Genomic DNA, 21,381 nt, shown 5'->3' with positions numbered 1-21,381 from the left:
TATGCGATCGTCGGCAGCGTCAGATGTGTATAAGAGACAGGCTCCGGGGTGGGCGGGTTCAAGAACTCGCTGTCCGACGTCGGCTACCAGCACGCCGACATCCTCGCCTACGTCAGCGCGGGCGGTGAGCTCGTCGCCGGTGTGCTGCTGGTGCTGGGGCTGTTCACCCCGCTGGCCGCGGCCGGTGCGCTGGCCTTCCTGATCAACGGCTTGCTGGCCACCATCACGGCGCGCCCGCATCCGCACACCTTCACGTACTTCCTGCCGGACGGGCACGAATACCAGATCACCCTGATCGTCCTGGCCGTCGCGGTCATCCTGTGCGGACCCGGCCGTTACGGGCTCGACGCGCGGCGGGGCTGGGCCCATCGCCCGTTCATCGGGTCGTTCGTCGCGCTGCTGGTGGGCATCGCGGCGGGCATCGCGGTGTGGGTGCTGCTCAACGGGGTCAACCCGATCGCCTGACCCCTTACTGATAGGGGTTGGGCACGCGCCCGGAGCTGGCCTCGGTCAGCTGAGGCAGGGTCGCGAACGTTACCGCGGGCAACCGCAAATCCGCGCCGCTCTTGAGGTGCGCGCGTGCCCAGGAGCCCCGATGGAACCGCAGCCCGTCGATGTCACCCCACTGCACCGTCTGGCTGCCCAGCAGCGTGCGGACCGTCACGCCTCGGTCGTCGGCGACGGTACGCAGCCGGACGATCATTGCCGACAGCAGCACGGGGATCACCAGCAGCGGCACGGACAGCGGCCACAGCATCACCGGTATCAGCAACCCCAGGGTCAAGAATCCGACGGCCAGGTGCGCGATGGGGGAGACCTTGATCACCACGGGCGTGTGGGAAGACGAACCGGTAGCCACTCGACCATCATTTCACCCGGCAAGGGGCACCGGATCTCCGCGCGGGCCGACAGTAGCGGATTTGACGGCTGAGCTGTGCGAAGGCTACCGTCGGACGTTATGGATACCGCCGGACAGCCCGGGATGCTCGTAGTAATTAGTCGGCGCGTTGGTGCCTGACTAGCCTCTTCGGCATTTGAAGCTATCCAGACCAACGCGCAACCCTCGTGCAGCAGATGAGCTGTCGGGGGTTTTTTGTTGCTCCCAGCGAAACTCCCAGACTGAATAAGGACGAAAGACAGTGAGCGCACCCACCAGGCAGCACGCCACACAGCCAGAGCGTGCCGCCGACGTCGCCTCCGACGCGGCGGAGACCCCTGCGGCCGCCCCCACCAAAAAGCCGAAACGTGTTGGGCCCGAGAAACTTACCGGCGCCCAGTCGGTGATCCGGTCGCTGGAGGAGCTCGGCGTCGAGGTCATCTTCGGGATTCCCGGTGGCGCCGTATTGCCGGTTTACGACCCGCTGTTCGACTCGAAAAAGCTTCGGCACGTGCTGGTTCGCCACGAGCAGGGCGCCGGCCACGCCGCCAGCGGCTATGCGCACGCCACCGGCAAGGTCGGCGTCATGATGGCCACGTCGGGCCCCGGCGCCACCAATCTCGTCACGCCGCTGGCCGACGCCCAAATGGACTCGGTGCCCGTGGTCGCGATTACCGGCCAGGTCGGTCGCACCCTGATCGGCACCGACGCCTTCCAGGAAGCCGACATCTCGGGCATCACGATGCCGATCACCAAGCACAACTTCCTGGTCCGCTCGGGCGACGAGATCCCCCAGGTGATGGCCGAGGCCTTCCACATCGCCGCCTCGGGCCGTCCCGGCGCGGTGCTCGTCGACATCCCCAAAGACGTGCTGCAGGGGCAATGCACCTTCAGCTGGCCGCCGCGCATGGACCTGCCCGGCTACAAGCCGAACACCAAGCCACACAACCGGCAGATTCGCGAGGCCGCCAAGCTGATCGCGGACGCCCGCAAGCCCGTGCTCTACGTCGGCGGTGGCGTCATCCGCGGCGAGGCGACCGAGCAGCTGCGCGAGCTGGCCGAGCTCACCGGCATCCCGGTGGTCACCACGCTGATGGCACGAGGCGCGTTCCCCGACAGCCATCGCCAGCACATGGGCATGCCCGGCATGCACGGCAGCGTCGCCGCGGTGGCGGCCCTGCAGCGCAGCGACCTGCTGATCGCCCTGGGCACCCGCTTCGACGACCGGGTGACCGGCAAGCTCGACACCTTCGCGCCGGAGGCCAAGGTCATTCACGCCGACATCGACCCGGCCGAGATCGGCAAGAACCGCCATGCCGACGTTCCGATCGTCGGCGACGTCAAAGCGGTCATCACCGACCTGATCGCGATGCTGCGGCACTACGACATTCCGGGCAACGTCGACATGACCGACTGGTGGGCCTACCTGGACAGCGTTCAGTCCACCTACCCGCTGAGCTACGACCCGCAGAGCGACGGCAGTCTCGGTCCGGAATACGTCATCGAGAAGCTGGGTCAAATCGCCGGCCCGGACGCGGTGTACGTCGCCGGGGTGGGCCAGCACCAGATGTGGGCGGCGCAGTTCATCTCGTACGAGAACCCGCGCACCTGGATCAACTCCGGCGGACTGGGCACCATGGGGTTCGCCATCCCGGCGGCCATGGGGGCCAAGATGGCTCGCCCGGAGGCCGAGGTCTGGGCCATCGACGGCGACGGCTGCTTCCAGATGACCAACCAGGAGTTGGCCACCTGCGCGATCGAAGGCGTGCCCATCAAGGTGGCACTGATCAACAACGGCAACCTGGGCATGGTGCGCCAGTGGCAGACGCTGTTCTACCAGGAGCGGTATTCGCAGACGGACCTGGCCACGCATTCGCATCGCATCCCGGACTTCGTCAAGCTGGCGGAGGCGTTGGGTTGTGTCGGATTGCGTTGCGAGCGTGAGGAAGACGTCGAAGACGTGATCAAGGCGGCCCGGGCGATCACCGACCGTCCGGTGGTGATCGACTTCATCGTCGGCGCGGACGCGCAGGTGTGGCCGATGGTGGCCGCCGGCACCAGCAACGACGAGATACAGGCCGCCCGCGGCATTCGCCCGCTGTTCGACGACGAGAGCGAAGGGCACGCCTGATGCACACGCACACGCTGTCGGTGTTGGTGGAGGACAAGCCCGGTGTGCTCGCGCGCGTGGCGGCGCTGTTCTCCCGGCGCGGTTTCAACATCGAGTCGCTGGCCGTCGGCGCCACCGAGCAAAAGGACATGTCGCGCATGACGATTGTGGTCAGCGCCGAGGAGACCCCGCTCGAGCAGATCACCAAGCAGCTCAACAAGCTGATCAATGTCATCAAGATCGTCGAGCTCGACGAGGGTGGCGCGGTGTCGCGCGAGCTGGCGCTGATCAAGGTGCGCGCCGACGCGGGCACCCGCAGTCAGGTGATCGAAGCGGTGAACCTGTTCCGCGCCAAGGTGATTGACGTATCGACCGAGGCGCTGACCATCGAGGCGACCGGTGATCGCGGCAAGATCGAGGCGCTGCTGCGGGTGCTGGAACCGTTCGGTATACGCGAGATAGTCCAATCGGGAGTGGTGTCGTTGTCCCGCGGTCCGCGCGGCATCGCCACGGCCAAGTAACACACAAGGAGATATTCAACAGTGGCACTAGAAATGTTCTACGACGACGACGCAGACCTGTCGATCATCCAGGGCCGCAAGGTCGGTGTGATCGGGTACGGCAGCCAAGGGCACGCGCACTCGCTGAGCCTGCGCGACTCCGGTGTGCAGGTGCGCGTCGGGCTGAAGGAGGGTTCGAAGTCGCGGGCCAAGGTCGAGGAGCAGGGCCTGGACGTCGACACCCCCGCCGAGGTGGCCAAGTGGGCCGACGTCATCATGCTGTTGGCGCCCGACACCGCGCAGGCGGACATCTTCAAGAACGACATCGAGCCCAACCTCAAGCCCGGTGACGCGCTGTTCTTCGGGCACGGCCTCAACATCCACTTCGGTCTGATCAAGCCGCCCGCCGACGTCACCGTCGCGATGGTCGCCCCGAAGGGGCCCGGCCACCTGGTGCGCCGTCAGTTCGTCGACGGCAAGGGCGTGCCGTGCCTGATCGCGCTCGACCAGGACCCGACCGGCAACGGCGAGGCGCTCGCGCTGTCCTACGCCAAGGCCATCGGCGGCACTCGGGCCGGCGTCATCAAGACCACCTTCAAGGACGAAACCGAAACCGACCTGTTCGGTGAGCAGGCCGTGTTGTGCGGTGGCACAGAGGAATTGGTGAAGACCGGTTTCGACGTCATGGTGGAGGCCGGCTATCCGCCGGAGATGGCCTACTTCGAGGTGCTGCACGAGCTGAAGCTGATCGTCGACCTGATGTACGAGGGCGGCATCGCCCGGATGAATTACTCGGTGTCCGACACCGCCGAGTTCGGCGGGTACCTGTCGGGGCCGCGGGTCATCGACGCCGGCACCAAGGAGCGGATGCGAGAGATTTTGCGCGACATCCAGGACGGCACCTTCACCAAGAAGCTGGTCGCCAACGTCGAGGGCGGCAACAAGCAACTCGAGCAGCTGCGCAAGGAGAACGCCGAGCACCCCATCGAGGTCACCGGCAAGAAGCTGCGCGACCTGATGAGCTGGGTCGACCGGCCCATCACCGAGACGGCGTAGCCGCTCGCTGATCGTCGAGACTGAATCTACGCACACCCACCGCGGCGTGTCGTGTGCGTAGATTCAGTGTCGCGACTCAAGAACCCAGGCGCCCGGCGACTGCCACCACGCGCCGGGCCAGGTGATCCAGGGCGTTCTCGGTGGCCTCGTCGCATTCGTTGATGTTGTCGTGCGTCGAGACCAGGCTCACCCCATACGGATTGCCGTCGACGAACTTCAGCGGGTCGGTGTATCCCGGCGGGACGATGATGCCACCGAAATGCATCAGCGTGATGTAGAGCGACAGCAGCGTGGTCTCCTGACCGCCGTGCACGGTGTTGGAAGACGTGAACGCCGCGTACACCTTGTCCGCGAGTTTGCCCTCGGCCCACAGCCCGCCCAGCGAGTCCAGGAAATTGCGCAATTGCGCAGCGGGAGAGCCGAAGCGGGTCGGCGAACCGAAGATCACCGCATCGGCCCAGACGATGTCCTCACCGGTCGCGGCCGGAAGATCCTTCGTCGCTTGGTAATTCGCCGTCCAGGCCGGGTTCTGGGCAAACGACTCGGGGTCGCGGGTTTCGGCGACGTGGCGCAGGCGGACTTCGGCGCCCGCCGACTCGGCCGCGGCGGCCACGCGCTGCGCCATCGCGGTGCCATGACCGGTGGCCGAGTAGTAGATGATCGCGAGTTTGGTCACGAGCGCATCCTAGGATCGCGATGACGCGCTCCCCAAGCGTGTGTCGGCGCAGGTGACGGCAGTGGTGAGCCCGTCGATGGCCGTCGAAGGCAGCCGTTAGGCTGGCCGGGTGAATCTGCCTGTTGTATTGATCGCCGACAAACTCGCCCAATCGACTGTCGCCGCCCTGGGAGACCAGGTAGAGGTGCGCTGGGTAGACGGGCCGGACCGGGAAAAGCTGCTGGCCGCGGTGGGCGAGGCCGACGCGCTGCTGGTGCGCTCGGCCACCACCGTCGACGCCGAGGTGCTGGCCGCCGCGCCCAAGCTGAAGATCGTCGCACGCGCCGGGGTCGGACTGGACAACGTCGACGTGGCCGCCGCGACCGAGCGCGGCGTGCTGGTGGTCAACGCCCCCACCTCCAATATCCACAGCGCCGCCGAGCACGCGTTGGCGCTGCTCTTGGCCGCTGCCCGGCAGATCCCGGCGGCCGACGCCTCGCTGCGCGAGCACGCCTGGAAGCGGTCGTCGTTCAACGGCACCGAGATTTTCGGCAAGACGGTCGGGGTGGTGGGGCTGGGCCGGATCGGGCAGTTGGTCGCCCAACGGTTGACGGCCTTCGGCACCCACCTCATCGCGTACGACCCATACGTCTCGCCGGCCCGGGCCGCTCAGCTGGGCATCGAACTGCTGCCCCTCGACGACCTCCTCGGCCGCGCCGACTTCATCTCGGTGCACCTGCCGAAGACGCCCGAGACGGCGGGCCTGATCGGTAAGGAAGCGCTGGCGAAGACCAAGCCGGGCGTCATCATCGTCAACGCCGCCCGCGGCGGCCTGGTGGACGAGGCCGCGCTGGCCGAAGCGGTGAGCAGCGGACACGTTCGCGGGGCCGGTATCGACGTCTTCGCCAAGGAGCCGTGCACCGATAGCCCGCTGTTCGAGCTGCCGCAGGTGGTGGTCACGCCGCACCTGGGCGCGTCCACCTCCGAGGCGCAGGACCGGGCGGGCACCGACGTCGCCGAAAGCGTGAAGCTCGCGCTGGCCGGTGAATTCGTCCCCGATGCCGTCAACGTCGGCGGCGGCGTGGTCAACGAAGAGGTGGCGCCCTGGCTGGACCTGGTGCGCAAGCTCGGGGTGCTGGCCGCCTCGCTGTCCGACGGGCCGCCGGTGTCGGTGTCGGTGCAGGTGCGCGGCGAGCTGGCCTCCGAAGACGTTGAGGTGCTGAAGCTTTCGGCTCTGCGCGGTCTGTTCTCGGCGGTGGTCGAGGGGCCGGTCACGTTCGTCAACGCACCGGCGCTGGCCGAAGAGCGCGGCATCACCGCCGAACTCGCCAAGGCCTCGGAGAGCCCGAACCACCGCAGCGTCGTCGACGTGCGCGCAGTAGCCCCCGACGGCACCGCCGTCAACGTCGCCGGAACCCTGTCCGGGCCGCAGCTGGTGGAGAAGATCGTGCAGATCAACGGCCGCAACTTCGACCTGCGGGCGCGGGGCACCAACCTGGTGATCAACTACATCGACCAGCCCGGGGCGCTGGGCAAGATCGGCACTCTGCTCGGCTCGGCGGGCGTGAACATCCAAGCCGCGCAGCTTTCCGAGGATGCCGAGGGGCCGGGTGCGACGATCCTGCTGCGGCTCGACCGCGACGTGCCGAGCGAGGTGCGGTCGGCGATCGGCACGGCGGTGGGCGCCAACAAGCTTGAGGTGGTTGATCTGTCGTGAAGTGCGCCGGCGACGATGCAGAGCGAAGCGATGAGGAGGAGCGGCGCTCATGAAGTTGGCTGTTATCGGCGGCGACGGTATCGGACCGGAAGTGACAGCCGAGGCGCTCAAAGTCCTTGACGCGGTGTTGCCCGGGGTCGAGAAGACCGATTACGACCTGGGCGCCCGGCGTTTTCACGCCAGCGGTGAGTTGCTGCCGGAATCGGTGCTCGCCGAGCTGCGCCAGCACGACGCCATTCTACTCGGGGCGATCGGCGACCCGTCGGTGCCCAGCGGTGTGCTGGAGCGGGGTCTGTTGCTGCGCCTGCGTTTTGAGCTGGATCATCACGTCAACCTGCGGCCGGGTCGGCTGTATCCCGGCGTGAGCAGCCCGCTCGCCGGAAATCCTCACATCGATTTCGTGGTGGTGCGCGAGGGGACCGAGGGTCCCTACACCGGCACCGGCGGCGCGATTCGCACCGGAACGCCGCACGAGGTGGCCACCGAGGTGAGCCTGAACACCGCCTTCGGCGTGCGACGCGTGGTGGCCGACGCCTTCGAACGTGCCCAGCGCCGTCGCAAGCACTTGACGCTGGTGCACAAGACCAACGTGTTGACCTTCGCCGGGAAGCTGTGGTCGCGGATCGTGGCCGAGGTCGGGGAGGACTACCCCGACGTCGAGGTCGCCTACCAACACGTCGACGCCGCCACCATCTTCATGGTCACCGACCCCGGTCGCTTCGACGTGATCGTCACCGACAACCTGTTCGGTGACATCATCACCGACTTGGCGGCGGCGGTGTGCGGTGGAATTGGCTTGGCCGCCAGCGGAAATATCGACGCCACCCGGACCAACCCGTCGATGTTCGAGCCGGTGCACGGCAGCGCGCCGGACATCGCCGGTCAGGGCATCGCCGACCCGACCGCGGCGATCATGTCGGTGGCGTTGCTGCTCGCCCATCTCGGCGAGGACGATGCGGCTAGACGGGTGGATCGGGCTGTCGAGGCCTACCTGGCAACGCGTGGGAGCGAACGGCTCGCCACCACCGAAGTCGGCGGACGGATTGCCGCCGGGCTGTAGTTTCCAAGCCGGGCGGGAGCAACCGCGTCGGCACCAACGGCACCGCGGCCACCGGAAACAGTCCGCACAATATCCACGCGTTCGGGTATTTCGCGGCGGTGATCAACGCACCGAACAGCGGCGGCGCGGCCGCCGCCAGCACCCGCTGGGTGGTGTTCTGAATGCCGAGGGCGCGTCCGCTCCAGAACGGCCCGGCGAATTCGGTGATGGCCGTCGCCTCCAAACCGTTGTCCAGCACGGCGATCACCGAAATGGCGACCATCAGCGGCGCCTGCCAACTCGAATTCAGGAAGTCGGCCCAGGCCAGAAGGAAGAGGGTGACGGCGGCGGCGCCCGCGATGATGCGGACAGGTCGCATGCGCGAGCCGATGCGGTCGGACCAGCGGCCCACCATGACGCGGCCGATTGCACCCAGCAGCTGCGAAAGGGTCACCAGACTGCCGGCGGCCGCGACCGACCAGTGCAGATTCTTGATCAGCCATACCAGCATGAACGTGACGGTCACCGTCTGCGGGACCATCATCAGGCCCGCCACCGTGTGAATTCGCCACAGCACCAAGGACCCTCGGTACGGGCTGGCCAGTTCGGAATTGGTGGCCTTCTCCCGGGGCTTGCGCGGCGGATCGATGATGCCGACCGCACTCGCTACCGCCCCGAACGCGCACGCCAAGGCCGTGAATCTGAGCCCCGCAGCCGGCCCGTGTTCGGCCAGCTCGGGAATTACCAGCGCTCCCAAGGCGATTCCGAGGGGTTGCGCGGTTTGGCGGAAGCCCATGGCCAGGCCGCGTTGGTGCGGCGGGAACCACGCCGACACCAGCCGCCCGCCGGCGGTATTGCAACTGGCCGCCGCCATGCCGCCGAGGAACAGATAGACGGCGATCAACACCATCGAATGCGCCGACGCCGCGGCGTAGGCCGCCACCGCGGTGAGTGCCGAACCCGCGGCCATCACCATCCGCTCGCCCACGCGGTCGAGCACGTAGCCCCACAGCACCAGTGTCACCACCATGCCCCAGCTCGGCATGGAGGACAGCAGACCGGCTTCGTCGAGCGGGATTCCGCGCGCCGTCTGTAGCGAGGGAATCAAGAACGCGACGCCATTGATGAAGAGGAAGGAACTCGCCGTGGCCACCAGCGATACGACCATGATGGACCAGCGCCCGCGCGCGCCCAGCTCCCGTGTCGTGGCCGTCCCCGTTTGCATCCTTAATGCTTGCACACGCAGGGAGAACCGCTGGTAATACTCGTGTGCCCGCCGTCATTGCGGTGACCGGCTATGCCGGGCGCTACCGGCCATCACTAGGCTCAACGAAATGCGCCTTGGTCGAATCGCCAGCCCGGACGGTGTCGCCTTCGTCAGCATCGAGGGCGAACTCGCCGATCCCGCCGCCATGATCGCCCGCGAGATCGCCGAGCATCCCTTTGGCACGCCGAACTTCACCGGCCGGTCATGGCCGCTGGCCGATGTGCGGCTGTTGGCTCCGATACTGGCCAGCAAGGTGGTCTGCATCGGCAAGAACTACGCCGATCACATCGCCGAGATGACCGAGCTCACCGGGCCCGCTGCGCCGGATCCCATCATCTTCCTCAAGCCCAATACGGCCATCGTCGGCCCGAACGTGCCGATCCGGTTGCCCGCCAACGCATCACCCGTGCATTTCGAGGGCGAGCTGGCCGCGGTCATCGGGCGGCCCTGCAAGGACGTCTCGGCAGCCGAGGCCGCCGACAGCATCCTGGGCTACACCATCGGGAACGACGTGTCGGCCCGCGACCAACAGAAAGCCGACGGCCAGTGGACCCGGGCCAAGGGGCACGACAGCTTCTGTCCGGTGGGTCCGTGGATCGTCACCGACGTCGATCCGGCCGATCTCGAAATCCGAACCGACGTCAACGGCGAGGTGAAGCAACACAGCCGTACCTCGCTGATGATCCACGACGTCGGCGCCATCATCGAGTGGATCTCGGCCGTGATGACCCTGCTGCCCGGCGACCTCATCCTCACCGGAACGCCGGCCGGGGTCGGTCCGATCGAGGACGGCGACACCGTCTCCATCACCGTCGAGGGCATCGGTACCCTCACCAATCCCGTGGTCCGTAAGGGAAAGTCGTGACTACCGAAACGAAAGTCCGCGTCAGGTTCTGCCCGTCGCCCACCGGTACCCCGCACGTCGGAATGGTCCGCACCGCGCTGTTCAACTGGGCCTACGCGCGGCACACCGGTGGCACCTTCGTCTTCCGCATCGAGGACACCGACGCCGAACGTGACAGCGAGGAAAGCTATCTGGCGCTGCTCGACGCGCTGCGCTGGCTGGGCCTCGACTGGGATGAGGGGCCCGAGGTCGGCGGGCCATACGGCCCATACCGGCAGTCGCAGCGCAAAGAGATCTACCGCGACGTGGTGGCCAAGCTGCTGGAAGCGGGCGAGGCCTACTACGCCTTCTCGACACCGGAAGAGGTTGAGGCGCGCCACATCGCGGCGGGCCGCAACCCCAAACTGGGGTACGACAATTTCGACCGGCAGCTGACGGATGCCCAGCGCGCCGCGTTCCTGGCGGAGGGCCGCAAGCCGGTGGTGCGGCTGCGCATGCCCGACGAAGACCTCGGCTGGCACGATCTCGTGCGCGGACCCACCAATTTCGCCGCGGGCACCGTGCCGGACTTCGCGTTGACCCGCGCCAACGGAGATCCGTTGTACACCTTGGTCAACCCGTGCGACGACGCGCTGATGAAGATCACCCACGTGCTGCGGGGCGAGGACATACTGCCCTCGACGCCGCGCCAGCTCGCGCTGTACAAGTCGCTGATCCGGATCGGCGTCGCCGATCGCATCCCGGAGTTCGCGCACCTGCCAACGGTATTGGGGGAGGGGACCAAGAAACTCTCCAAGCGCGACCCGCAGTCGAATCTGTTCGCTCACCGCGACCGGGGCTTCATCCCCGAGGGGCTGCTGAACTATCTCGCGTTGCTCGGCTGGGCGATCGCCGACGACCATGACCTGTTCAGTCTCGACGAAATGGTCGCCGCGTTCGACGTCGTCGACGTCAATTCCAATCCGGCCCGCTTCGATCAGAAGAAGGCCGACGCGCTCAACGGTGAGCACATCCGCATGCTTGAGCCGGCGGATTTCGCGGGCCGGCTGCGCGACTACTTCGACGTTCACGGCCACCGCCTCGGATTAGACGCCGCGGCCTTTGACACCGCCGCCGACCTGGTCCAGACACGCATCGTCGTGCTCGCCGACGCGTGGGAACTGCTCAGGTTCCTCAACGACGACGAATACGCCATCGACCCCAAGGCCGCCGCCAAGGAGCTCGGTCCGGACGCGGCCGCGGTGCTGGACGCCGCGCTGGCGGCGCTGGGCGGCGTGACGGACTGGACCACGGCGCAGATCGAGGCCGCCCTCAAGGGCGCGCTCATCGAAAGCCTGGGCCTCAAACCACGCAAGGCGTTCGGTCCGATCAGGGTGGCCGCCACGGGAACGACGGTCAGCCCGCCATTGTTCGAATCGCTGGAGCTGCTCGGCCGTGACCGCAGCTTGCAGCGGCTGGGCGCCGCACGCGGAACGGTAGCCGGATAGGCGAGGACCTCGCATGCGGATTGTGCCGGGAGTCTTTGGTAGTCTGCACTGCGGCTCACAAAGGCCGACAACGGTTGGCAGCAGCGGTCTTCCGAGCAGCTCGATACGGCCCTGAATGACCGCTGACCAGCGGTTTTAGGCAGCCAATGGGGTATGGTGTAATTGGCAACACAGCTGATTCTGGTTCAGCCATTCTAGGTTCGAGTCCTGGTACCCCAGCAAAATCTCGCCACCTCAAGCGATTAGGTGGGCCTTTGAGTGTGAGCTATGCTGACTCTCCGGATCGTGTCCGGCCCCGTCGTCTAGCGGCCTAGGACGCCGCCCTCTCACGGCGGTAGCGTGGGTTCGAATCCCATCGGGGCTACAAAAAATTATTGGCCAGTGCCCAGCACTGCCGGTGCCGTGGATCCACCCACCGGCATGGCCGGCAGGCCAAGTTTGCGGTGATCCCACGAGCGGGCGCGTTGGGCGACGATGCGCACGCAGACGCGCTTGTTCATCATCTGCTCGACGAACGGTTTCATCTCTTCGGTGTAGGGCCCGGTGTAACGCTCGAACACGCTGACCCCGACCCGGTGTGAGACGCCGGGGTCGTCGACGATCTCGGCGACGCCTTCGAAGGACACTCCACGCAAGGTGTCATAGGTGTCGCCGTCCTCGATCAGGAAGCTCACCCGGGGATCGCGTTTGAGGTTGACCGCCTTCTGCGACTTGGCCTTGGTCTCCAGCCAGATTTCGCCGTCCACGACGGCGTACCACATTGCGGTCAGGTGCGGCTGGCCGTCGGGGCCGATGGTAGCCAGCGTCCCGGTGCGGCTCTTGACGACGAAGTCGGCGATTTCGTCCTCGGACATGACGATGCTCGCGCGCTGATTGGTTCCCATGGCGGTCAGTCTGTCAGGCCGTATGCGGCCGAGTGTGCGCTGGTGGCAGACAAAGCGCCCCCGCGACGTTCAGAGCCGGCGGGTGAGCGCTTCGGCCGCGGACAGCAGATCGGCGGCCCAGCGCGCGCCGGGGCGCCGGCCGATGCGGTCGACGGGTCCCGACACCGAGATGGCGGCGATGACGGCTCCGCGGCTGTCGCGCACGGGAACCGACACGCTCGCCACCCCGGGCTCGCGCTCGGCCACGCTTTGTGCCCAGCCGCGCCGCCGCACTTCGGCCAGGGTGCGCTCGGTGAATTTCGCTGCCGGTAGCACCGCTTTTTGCGTCGTCGCGTCGCTGTGGGCCAGCAGCACCTTGGCGCCCGAGCCCGCCGTCATCGGCAATCGCGCCCCCACCGGGACCGTATCGCGAAGGCCCGCAGCGGGTTCCAGGGCGGCCACACAGACCCGTTCGGTGCCCTCGCGGCGGTACAGCTGCACGCTTTCCCCGGTGGTCTCGCGCAACAGGGGAAGCACCCCCGCACTGGCGGCCAGCAGCGGATCGTTGACATGGGCGGCGAGCTCGGTGACGGCCGGACCGAGTCCCCAGCGCCCTTCGTCGTCGCGGGCGAGCAGGCGATGGATCTCCAGCGCTGCGGCCAGCCGATACGCGGTGGCCCTGGGCAATCCGGTTCGTTCGCACAGTTCGGCCAATCCGCACGGGGATTGGGCGATGGTGTGCAGGACATCCACGGCTTTGTCGAGGACGCCGATGCCGCTATGCTGTCTCACAAGGAGATACTAGCGTCTCGCATTCTGAGATCACAGCCCATGATCGATCGGCGAGCCGCAGATGAGGGAAGAGGCGAATTTTCAGATGGGATCCGGCAAGCCGCGCACTCTGGCCGAAAAGGTCTGGGCCGACCACGTTGTGGATAAAGGGAGCGGCGACGCACCCGACCTGATCTACATCGATCTGCATCTGGTGCACGAGGTCACCAGCCCGCAGGCCTTCGACGGGCTGCGGCTGGCCGGCCGGCCGGTGCGACGGCCCGATCTGACGCTGGCCACGGAGGATCACAACGTGCCCACCGTTGACATCGACAAGCCGATCGCCGACCCGGTGTCGCGCACCCAGGTCGAGACGTTGCGCCGCAACTGCGCCGAATTCGGCATTCGTCTTTATCCGATGGGCAATATCGAGCAGGGCATCGTGCATGTCGTCGGGCCGCAATTGGGTCTGACCCAACCGGGAATGACGGTTGTCTGTGGTGATAGTCACACGTCGACGCACGGCGCATTCGGCGCACTGGCAATGGGCATTGGCACCTCGGAGGTCGAGCACGTGCTCGCCACCCAGACTTTGCCGCTGCGGCCGTTCAAAACGATGGCGGTCAATGTCGACGGCGAATTGCCCGCCGGTGTATCGGCCAAGGACATCATTCTCGCCTTGATCGCCAAGATCGGTACCGGCGGCGGGCAGGGGCACGTCATCGAATACCGCGGCAGTGCCATCGAATCGCTGTCGATGGAAGGCCGGATGACGATCTGCAACATGAGCATCGAGGCCGGTGCCCGAGCGGGCATGGTGGCCCCGGACGCCACCACCTTTGAATTCCTGCGCGACAAGCCGCACGCGCCGCAGGGGGCGCAATGGGACGCGGCGATGCGCTCTTGGCAGGAGCTACACACCGACCCCGGTGCCGTCTTCGACACCGAGGTGCACCTCGACGCAACATCGTTGAGCCCGTTCGTGACGTGGGGAACCAATCCTGGGCAGGGCGTGCCGCTGGCCGCGGCCGTGCCCGACCCGGAGCTGATGACCGGTGACGCCGAGCGGCAGGCCGCCGAGAAAGCCTTGGCCTACATGGACCTTCGGCCGGGCACTCCGATGCGCGATATCGCGGTCGACACGGTCTTCGTGGGCTCTTGTACCAACGGTCGTATCGAAGACCTGCGGGTGGTCGCCGACGTGCTGCGCGGCCGCAAGCTGGCCCCCGGGGTGCGGATGCTCGTGGTGCCCGGGTCCATGCGAGTACGCGCGCAGGCCGAAGCCGAAGGGCTGGGCGAGGTTTTCACCGCAGCGGGCGCCGAGTGGCGACAGGCGGGCTGCTCGATGTGCCTGGGAATGAACCCGGACCAGCTGGCGCCGGGGGAGCGGTGCGCGGCGACGTCCAACCGCAACTTCGAAGGGCGCCAGGGGAAAGGCGGCCGCACGCATCTGGTGTCACCGGCCGTGGCCGCCGCGACAGCGGTTCGCGGCACATTGTCTGCCCCGGCCGATTTGAACTGACCCAACCGAGAAGAAGAGATTCGCATGGAAGCATTTCACTCCCACACCGGTATCGGTGTGCCGTTGCGGCGGTCCAATGTCGACACCGATCAGATCATTCCGGCGGTGTATTTGAAGCGGGTCACCCGAACCGGTTTCGAGGACGGGTTGTTCGCCAGCTGGCGCTCGGATCCCTCATTCGTCCTCAACCTCAGCCCCTTTGACCGTGGGACAGTCCTGGTCGCCGGCCCCGATTTCGGGACGGGCTCGTCGCGCGAGCACGCGGTGTGGGCGCTCATGGACTACGGGTTCCGGGTGGTCATCTCGTCTCGATTCGGTGACATCTTCCGGGGCAACGCCGGCAAGGCGGGCCTCTTGGCGGCCGAAGTTTCTCAGGACGGCGTGGAACTCCTTTGGAAGCTCATCGAGCAGAGTCCGGGACTGGAAATCACTGCCAATCTTCAAGATCGAAATATCACCGCGGGAACGACGGTGTTGCCGTTCAAGATTGACGACCACACGGCCTGGCGATTGCTCGAAGGCCTCGACGATATAGCCCTTACGCTGCGGAAACTCGACAAAATCGAATCTTACGAGGCCACCTATCCGCAGTGGAAACCGCGCACTCTGCCCGCCTCCTGAACGGTCGGGAACGCCGGAATTTCTTCTCGCTCACCTAACTAAACCGGGCCGATTTCCAAGGCCCGCCACCGGTCAAGGGCGGCAACCGGATTGCGAAACCTCGGATTGTCCGACCCTGAAATTGCGCGTGGCTCTTGGAAATTTGCTGGGTGAGGGTTTACCGTGTGCACTAGTCGGTTCAAATCGAGGACCACTAGCGTCGGAGGGATTGGATGAATAAGGCAGAGCTCATAGATGTGCTCACTCAAAAATTGAACACCGACCGTCGGCAGGCAACCGCCGCCGTCGAGAACGTCGTCGACACCATTGTGCGTGCCGTGCACAAGGGCGACAGCGTCACCATTACCGGGTTCGGTGTTTTCGAGCAACGGCGCCGCGCGGCCCGGGTGGCCCGCAACCCGCGTACCGGCGAGACGGTGAAGGTAAAGCCGACCTCCGTCCCGGCGTTCCGTCCCGGTGCTCAATTCAAAGCGGTTGTCTCTGGCGCACAGCGTCTCCCGTCGGAAGGACCTGCAGTGAAGCGTGGTGTAGTGGCAAGCGGCGCGGCCAAGAAGACCGCCGCCAAGAAGGCTCCCGCCAAGAAGGCCGCGGCGAAGAAGGCCCCCGCCAAGAAGGCTCCGGCCAAGAGGGCTCCCGCCGCCAAGAAGGCTCCGGCCAAGAAGGCCGCCACCAAGGCCCCGGCCAAGAAGGTCGTGGCGAAGAAGGCTCCGGCCAAGAAGACGGCGGCGAAGAAGGTCGTGGCGAAGAAGGCTCCGGCCAAGAAGGCCGCGACCAAGGCTCCGGCCAAGAAGACCGCGGCGAAGAAGGCTCCCGCCAAGAAGGCCACCGCGCGTCGCGGTCGCCGTTAAGGCAACAGCCGAGTTCTCAACGCGAATACCCTTCGGGTCGCAGCGGTGCGCCCGAAGGGTATTCGCGTGTCAGGCTCGCACGTTGGCGGCCAGCGCGCCGCCGATGTGGTCGGCCGCCACCAGCCGGCCACCTGAGAGTGAGAGCACCCAGGTGCTGCCCTTGTGGTTGCGCGACTTGTCGGGACGTATCCCGTCCCGTTCGCACCACCACGCGATCAAGTCCGGGATCACCTTGCCCTGAGTGCAAATGACCGGTGTGCCTTCCTGCTGGGCGATCTCGAGCATTCGTTGCCGGCCCCGTTTGGGGCTTTTGCCGTAGGACTCCTCGGTGAGGGTCGGCTCGTTGTGCACCGTCACGCCCAATTCCTCGGCCAGCGGTTCCACCGTCTGGTGGCAGCGCAGGCGGTCGGCCGCGTACACGTCGGTGGCGCCGAACGCCAGCAGCTGCGGAACCAGTGCCTCGGCCTGCGCGCGTCCCCGTTTGTCCAGCGGTCGCTGGGTGTCGTCGCCCTTGAACCGTGATTTCCGTCCCGCCGTGCCATGCCGCACCACCACCACCGAATGCGTGTCTGCAGGGTGTTTCATGAAGTGGCGCAACATCTTTCGGTCATGTGAATAACTGAGCTTCTTGAGTGCCTCGGGTATCGGCATCCAGACCAATTCGTCGACCTCGTTGCCGGGGATGAAGTCCCCGCCGGTGCTGCGCGCCGCCCAGTAGTAGACCTTCTTGACGCCCGCCTCGATCGGGTAACTCACCATGTCGAGCCGCCGGCCCAGGACCGCATGCTGTCCCGTCTCCTCGCACACCTCCCGCACCGCGGCGACGGGCGCCGTCTCGCCCGGGTCCACCTTCCCCTTCGGCAGCGACCAGTCGTCGTAGCGGGGGCGGTGGATCACCGCGAGCTCGAGGCCGGGGTTGGAGGAATCGGTCGGCCGCCACAAGACCGCGCCGGCGGCGTACACGATCCGGCTTCCCGGACGCCGAGCGGTGGACGAGCTCTTGGTCGGCAACTCAACTCCTGCAGGTCAATTCGGTCGGGGCCGCGCACACGTTTGCGGTGCGGCCGGAGAACAACCGTAAATCACCACGCAGGGGCTACGGACTGCGGTGTCGCTCCATCAACGACACTTGGTGGTCGCGCACGGTGTGGCCGTCCTGCGGTGACGCGATCCACTGTCCGTCGGGCCCCAGTTCCCAGCACCGGGTGGACGGGTCCAGCGCGGACTCGAACAGGTCGTCCAGGTATGAGGTCAGCCTGGGATCCTTCACCTGAACCAGCGCCTCGACGCGCCGGTCGAGGTTGCGGTGCATCATGTCTGCGCTGCCGATCCAAAACTCGTTGATGCGATTGAAATGCATGATGCGGGAATGCTCCAGGAAGCGACCGAGAATCGAACGGACCGCGATGTTCTCCGAGAATCCTTCGGCGCCGGGGCGCAGCGCGCAGATGCCGCGCACCACCACCTCCACCCGCACGTCCGCCATCGACGCACGGTACAGCGCGTCGATGACCTGCTCGTCGACGAGCGCATTCATCTTGAGCCGGATCCGGCCGCCGCCGTGCTCGCGGTGGGCGGCGATCTCACGCTCGACGCGATCGATGATGCCGGTGCGAATGCTGTGCGGGGCGACCAGAAGGTTGCGGTAGGAGACCTTGCGGGAGTAGCCGGTCAGCGAATTGAACAGGTCCGTCAGGTCGGCCCCGATCTCGGGAGACGCGGTCAGCAGACCGACGTCCTCGTACAGTCGCGCCGTCTTTCCGTTGTAGTTGCCGGTTCCGATGTGGCAGTAGCGCCGGATCGTCGAACCCTCGCGGCGGACCACCAGGCATGTCTTGCAATGCGTCTTGAGCCCGACGTATCCGTAGACGACGTGCACGCCCGCCTGCTCCAGCTCGCGCGCCCAGCGGATGTTGGCCTGCTCGTCGAAGCGCGCCTTGATCTCCACAAGCGCCACCACTTGCTTGCCGGCCTCGGCGGCGTTGATGAGCGCCCGAACGATCGGCGAGTCACCGGATGTGCGGTACAGCGTCTGCTTGATCGCCAGCACATTCGGGTCCGCGGCGGCCTGCTCGATGAATCGCTGCACGCTGGTGGAGAACGACTCATACGGATGATGCAGCAGCACATCGCCTTCGCGCAGCGTGGCGAAGATGCTCCTGGGCGTCTCGCGGTCGACGAATGCGGGACTGGTGGCCGGAACGAACGCCGGGTCCTTGAGTGCCGGCCGGTCGAGGCTGTAGACCTGCCACAACGACGACAGATCGAGCAGGCCGGGCACCTCGATGACGTCACCCGGGTTCACGTCGAGTTCGCGCAGCAGCAGTTCCAGCATGCTCTCGGTCATGTCGTTGGCGACCTCTAGTCGCACCGGCGACCCGAACCGCCTGCGCGCCAATTCCCGTTCCAGCGCTTGCAGCAGGTCTTCGTCACGGTCCTCTTCGACCTCGTAGTCCGCGTTGCGGGTGATGCGGAAAGCGTGATGCTGGACGATCTCCATGCCGGGGAACAGCACCGGCAGGAAGGCCGCGATCAGCTCTTCCATAGGCAGGTAGCGAATTATGGTGGGGCCTTCGCTGTCATCCGTATCGCGTGCGCCCAGCTCCACGAAGCGATTGACGTTGTTGGGCACCTTGACTCGCGCGAAGTGCTGGCCGCCGTCCTCGGGCTGGCGCACCATGACCGCCAGGTTCAGGCTCAGCCCGCTGACGAACGGGAAGGGGTGAGCGGGATCGACGGCGAGCGGCGTGAGAACGGGAAAGACTTGTTCGTGGAAATAGGTGGACAGTTCGTCGCGCTCACCCTGCTCCAAATCCGCCCACGTGACTATATGTATGCCTTCCTCGGCGAGCGCCGGTCGCACCGAATCGAGGAACACCCGCGCGTGCCGGGTGGCGATCCGCTGCGTCTGTTCGCCGATCAGCGCGAGTTGCTCGCGCGGCGTCAGGCCGTCGGCGGAGCGCACCGACAGCCCCATCTCGTCGCGACGCTTGAGGCCGGCGACCCGGACCATGTAGAACTCGTCGAGGTTGGAGGCGAAGATCGCCAGGAACTTGGCCCGCTCCAACAATGGCAACGAGTTGTCCGCGGCCAGCGCCAGCACGCGGGCGTTGAAGTCCAGCCAGCTCAGCTCCCGGTTGAGATAGCGGTCCTCCGGCAGGTCGGTGAGCGCGGCCGGCGTCGCGGCGGGCGGCGCTGCCACGGCCGAGTCGCCTTGGTGCCACAAGTTCTCTTCGGGGCGCGCCTCAGCTTCGATTTCGGTCACCCTGCGATCATTGCTCATCACTCGCCGATGCTGCTAGCGCTCGACGGACATCCATTCGCCGTTGGGCCGACGTTCACCGCGCGGACAGGTGCGCCGCGCGACCGGTTGAGTCACTGGTGGGCGAGGGCGCGGGCGGTCGCCGCGCCCACCCCGAGCCGGCGCGCGGTAGCGAGGTCGTCGGGAGTGTCGACGTCACAGCGCAGGCCGGGCCACGCACCGGTCAGCTCGATCGCGCCCGAACGTCGGTGTCTCGCCGAGGAATCGGCACCGAACTGCGGATCCAGCGGGGCGCGGAAGGCGAAGAGGGCGGCGGTTCCCGTCGCCAGCCGGTCGGCGACGAAGCTGCGCCGGTGATGACGCGCGGCGGCGATCGCCTCGGCCAGCTCCTGCGTCTGAAGCGCCGGTAAATCCCCCTGCAGCACAACGACATTCGGGAAAAAGCCGCCCACCGCCCGTTCGGCGGTGGCGATGGCGTTGTTGAGCGGGTCGCCGTGCCCCTCGGGTGTCGGGTCGGCGAGCACCTCGGCGCCCAGCTCGGTCGCCGCGGCGGCCGCGGCCTCGTCGGGCGTAATGACGGTGATCGAGCCCAGTGAACCGACGCGGCCCGCGGCGGTCAGGGTGTCGATCAACATGGCCAGCACCACGTTCTCCCGGGTGCGTGCCGAGAACACCGGGGCCAGCCTCGTCTTGGCCGCGGCCAACCGTTTGACGGCGACGATCAGGGCGACGTCTCTACCCGTTTCGTCGGCTCGTGTGCCGCTCATGAGATCTCATCCTGCCAGCGGCCGCTGAAGGCGGACGCGCTAGCTCGCGTAACGGCCGCTGATCTAGGGTGTAGCGGCTGCAACACGCTGAGACGACAGACGGGGGTGGTGGATGACCGGTTCGAAGGGCGCCGTCGCGGTCATGGGTGCCGGGGCGTGGGGCACCGCGCTGGCCAAGGTGCTCGTCGAGGCCGGCGAGCCCGACGCGGAGGTCATGCTGTGGGCCCGTCGATCCGACGTGGCCGACCGGATCAACGCCACCCGCTCCAACCCCGACTATCTGCCCGGCGCGATACTGCCGGCGAACGTCCGCGCGACCACCGACGCCGCGGAGGCGCTGGGCTTTGCCTCGACGGTGCTGCTGGCGGTTCCCGCGCAGACGATGCGCGCCAACCTCGAAGGGTGGGCGCCGTTGATACCCGACGGCGCCACCCTGGTCAGCCTGGCCAAGGGCATCGAGCTGGGCACGCTGATGCGGATGAGTCAGGTCATCGTTTCGGTGACGGGTGTCGATCCCTCTCAGGTCGCGGTCGTCTCGGGGCCCAACCTGGCCAGCGAGATCGCCGAATGTCAGCCCGCCGCCACCGTCGTCGCGTGCAGCGACTCCGGGCGCGCGGTCGCCCTGCAGCGCATGCTGAACACCGGGTATTTCCGCCCGTACACCAACAGCGATGTTGTCGGCACCGAGGTCGGCGGGGCGTGCAAGAACGTCATCGCGCTCGCGTGCGGCATGGCGGCCGGCGTCGGGCTTGGCGAAAACACCGCGGCGGCGATCATCACCCGGGGCCTGGCGGAGATCATCCGGCTGGGTATCGCGCTCGGCGCCAAGGGCGCCACGCTGGCCGGCCTGGCCGGGGTGGGCGACCTCGTGGCGACGTGCACGTCGCCGCAGTCGCGCAACCGGTCCTTCGGTGAACGCCTGGGTCGCGGCGGGACGATGGAATCGGCGATGCAGGCCAGGGAAGGGCACGTCGTCGAGGGCGTGACGTCGAGCGAGTCGGTGCTGGCGCTCGCGTCCAGTTACGACGTCGAGATGCCGCTCACCGACGCCGTGCATCGGGTCTGTCACAAGGGGTTGTCGGTGGACGAGGCGATGGCCCTGCTGCTGGGCCGCAGGACCAAGCCAGAGTGACTGCCGCGCGGCGACCGAAACCCCAGCTAGCGGCCCGCCGCCC

General features: G+C 66.8%; 19 protein-coding genes, 2 tRNA genes and 1 pseudogene. 14 read left to right on the top strand and 8 right to left on the bottom strand.

All coding sequences use genetic code 11. The annotated features are described in order from the left end of the window. Nucleotides 1-39: 39 nt before the first annotated feature. Nucleotides 40-465, top strand: a pseudogene (locus A5781_RS01160) (DoxX family protein); the annotation flags it as partial. Nucleotides 466-469: 4 nt separating this feature from the next. Here the strand turns inward: A5781_RS01160 and A5781_RS01155 are convergent. Further along, nucleotides 470-829, bottom strand: a complete 360-nt coding sequence (locus tag A5781_RS01155) for a PH domain-containing protein (protein ID WP_197503643.1) — start codon at nt 827-829, stop codon at nt 470-472. A gap of 310 nt (nt 830-1,139) precedes the next feature. Here A5781_RS01155 and A5781_RS01150 point away from each other — a divergent pair, with 310 nt between their 5' ends. Genes A5781_RS01150 through ilvC form a run of 3 tightly spaced genes read left to right on the top strand, consistent with a single transcriptional unit; the run spans nt 1,140 to nt 4,543 of the window. Further along, nucleotides 1,140-3,008, top strand: coding sequence for an acetolactate synthase large subunit (locus A5781_RS01150; RefSeq protein ID WP_067199846.1), 1,869 nt, complete (start codon nt 1,140-1,142; stop codon nt 3,006-3,008). Further along, nucleotides 3,008-3,508: an acetolactate synthase small subunit gene (gene ilvN / locus A5781_RS01145; RefSeq protein WP_067199843.1), complete on the top strand. Its 501-nt coding sequence runs from the start codon at nt 3,008-3,010 to the stop codon at nt 3,506-3,508. Before A5781_RS01150 ends, ilvN begins: the two co-directional genes overlap by 1 nt. 33 nt (nt 3,509-3,541) lie before the next feature. Continuing rightward, complete coding sequence (ilvC, locus tag A5781_RS01140) at nt 3,542-4,543, top strand: ketol-acid reductoisomerase (protein WP_082939166.1); 1,002 nt, start codon at nt 3,542-3,544, stop codon at nt 4,541-4,543. A gap of 76 nt (nt 4,544-4,619) precedes the next feature. On the opposite strand, the gene wrbA is transcribed toward ilvC, so the two are convergent. Beyond that, nucleotides 4,620-5,219 (bottom strand): NAD(P)H:quinone oxidoreductase, encoded by a 600-nt coding sequence (gene wrbA / locus A5781_RS01135; protein WP_067199836.1) that lies wholly within the window; start codon nt 5,217-5,219, stop codon nt 4,620-4,622. Between the two features lie 109 nt (nt 5,220-5,328). On the opposite strand from wrbA, the gene serA reads away from it, so the two are divergent. Together serA and A5781_RS01125 are read left to right on the top strand one after the other, a co-directional pair. Continuing rightward, complete coding sequence (serA, locus tag A5781_RS01130; RefSeq protein ID WP_067199833.1) at nt 5,329-6,915, top strand: phosphoglycerate dehydrogenase; 1,587 nt, start codon at nt 5,329-5,331, stop codon at nt 6,913-6,915. 49 nt (nt 6,916-6,964) lie between these two features. Next, a complete protein-coding gene (locus A5781_RS01125; RefSeq protein WP_067199830.1) occupies nt 6,965-7,975 on the top strand; it encodes a 3-isopropylmalate dehydrogenase in 1,011 nt (336 codons plus the stop codon). On the opposite strand, the gene A5781_RS01120 is transcribed toward A5781_RS01125, so the two are convergent. Continuing rightward, entirely contained in the window at nt 7,875-9,179 is a 1,305-nt protein-coding gene (locus A5781_RS01120) for an MFS transporter (RefSeq protein ID WP_067199827.1), read from the bottom strand. The genes A5781_RS01125 and A5781_RS01120 overlap by 101 nt on opposite strands. Before the next feature lie 109 nt (nt 9,180-9,288). Here A5781_RS01120 and A5781_RS01115 point away from each other — a divergent pair, with 109 nt between their 5' ends. The 4 genes from A5781_RS01115 to A5781_RS01100 all read left to right on the top strand — a co-directional run bounded on the left by A5781_RS01115 (nt 9,289) and on the right by A5781_RS01100 (nt 11,916). After that, nucleotides 9,289-10,086 (top strand): fumarylacetoacetate hydrolase family protein, encoded by a 798-nt coding sequence (locus A5781_RS01115; protein ID WP_067199824.1) that lies wholly within the window; start codon nt 9,289-9,291, stop codon nt 10,084-10,086. Next, complete coding sequence (gltX, locus tag A5781_RS01110; RefSeq protein WP_082939165.1) at nt 10,083-11,552, top strand: glutamate--tRNA ligase; 1,470 nt, start codon at nt 10,083-10,085, stop codon at nt 11,550-11,552. Before A5781_RS01115 ends, gltX begins: the two co-directional genes overlap by 4 nt. 147 nt (nt 11,553-11,699) lie before the next feature. Continuing rightward, a tRNA-Gln gene (locus tag A5781_RS01105) sits at nt 11,700-11,771 on the top strand. A gap of 72 nt (nt 11,772-11,843) precedes the next feature. Then, nucleotides 11,844-11,916: transfer RNA gene (locus A5781_RS01100), tRNA-Glu, on the top strand. Nucleotides 11,917-11,923: 7 nt separating this feature from the next. Here the strand turns inward: A5781_RS01100 and A5781_RS01095 are convergent. Continuing rightward, nucleotides 11,924-12,436 carry a pyridoxamine 5'-phosphate oxidase family protein gene (locus tag A5781_RS01095; RefSeq protein ID WP_067199817.1) on the bottom strand — a complete coding sequence of 171 codons (513 nt, stop codon included), beginning with the start codon at nt 12,434-12,436 and terminating at the stop codon, nt 11,924-11,926. A 69-nt stretch (nt 12,437-12,505) separates the two neighbouring features. Continuing rightward, complete coding sequence (locus tag A5781_RS01090; protein WP_067199814.1) at nt 12,506-13,207, bottom strand: IclR family transcriptional regulator; 702 nt, start codon at nt 13,205-13,207, stop codon at nt 12,506-12,508. Between the two features lie 85 nt (nt 13,208-13,292). On the opposite strand from A5781_RS01090, the gene leuC reads away from it, so the two are divergent. From leuC to A5781_RS01075, 3 genes are all read left to right on the top strand, one after another. After that, nucleotides 13,293-14,708: a 3-isopropylmalate dehydratase large subunit gene (gene leuC, locus A5781_RS01085; protein ID WP_067199862.1), complete on the top strand. Its 1,416-nt coding sequence runs from the start codon at nt 13,293-13,295 to the stop codon at nt 14,706-14,708. A gap of 24 nt (nt 14,709-14,732) precedes the next feature. Further along, entirely contained in the window at nt 14,733-15,329 is a 597-nt protein-coding gene (gene leuD / locus A5781_RS01080; protein WP_067199812.1) for a 3-isopropylmalate dehydratase small subunit, read from the top strand. Between the two features lie 212 nt (nt 15,330-15,541). Continuing rightward, nucleotides 15,542-16,177, top strand: a complete 636-nt coding sequence (locus A5781_RS01075; protein ID WP_067199808.1) for an HU family DNA-binding protein — start codon at nt 15,542-15,544, stop codon at nt 16,175-16,177. A 69-nt stretch (nt 16,178-16,246) separates the two neighbouring features. Here the strand turns inward: A5781_RS01075 and A5781_RS01070 are convergent, their stop codons facing one another. The 3 genes from A5781_RS01070 to cofC form a co-directional block, all read right to left on the bottom strand. Continuing rightward, nucleotides 16,247-17,188 carry an NUDIX hydrolase gene (locus A5781_RS01070; protein WP_067199805.1) on the bottom strand — a complete coding sequence of 314 codons (942 nt, stop codon included), beginning with the start codon at nt 17,186-17,188 and terminating at the stop codon, nt 16,247-16,249. Between the two features lie 85 nt (nt 17,189-17,273). Continuing rightward, nucleotides 17,274-19,463 (bottom strand): RNA degradosome polyphosphate kinase, encoded by a 2,190-nt coding sequence (locus tag A5781_RS01065; RefSeq protein WP_067199803.1) that lies wholly within the window; start codon nt 19,461-19,463, stop codon nt 17,274-17,276. An 89-nt stretch (nt 19,464-19,552) separates the two neighbouring features. Then, a complete protein-coding gene (gene cofC / locus A5781_RS01060) occupies nt 19,553-20,206 on the bottom strand; it encodes a 2-phospho-L-lactate guanylyltransferase (RefSeq protein WP_067199800.1) in 654 nt (217 codons plus the stop codon). 112 nt (nt 20,207-20,318) lie between these two features. Between cofC and A5781_RS01055 the strand changes: the two genes are divergently transcribed. Further along, on the top strand, nt 20,319-21,338 hold the full coding sequence (locus A5781_RS01055) for an NAD(P)H-dependent glycerol-3-phosphate dehydrogenase (protein WP_067199796.1): 1,020 nt from the start codon (nt 20,319-20,321) through the stop codon (nt 21,336-21,338). Nucleotides 21,339-21,381: the final 43 nt, after the last annotated feature.

This window comes from Mycobacterium sp. 852002-30065_SCH5024008 (assembly GCF_001665645.1).
Lineage (GTDB): Bacteria > Actinomycetota > Actinomycetes > Mycobacteriales > Mycobacteriaceae > Mycobacterium > Mycobacterium paraffinicum.
This window is presented reverse-complemented; position numbering and strand designations above follow the sequence as displayed.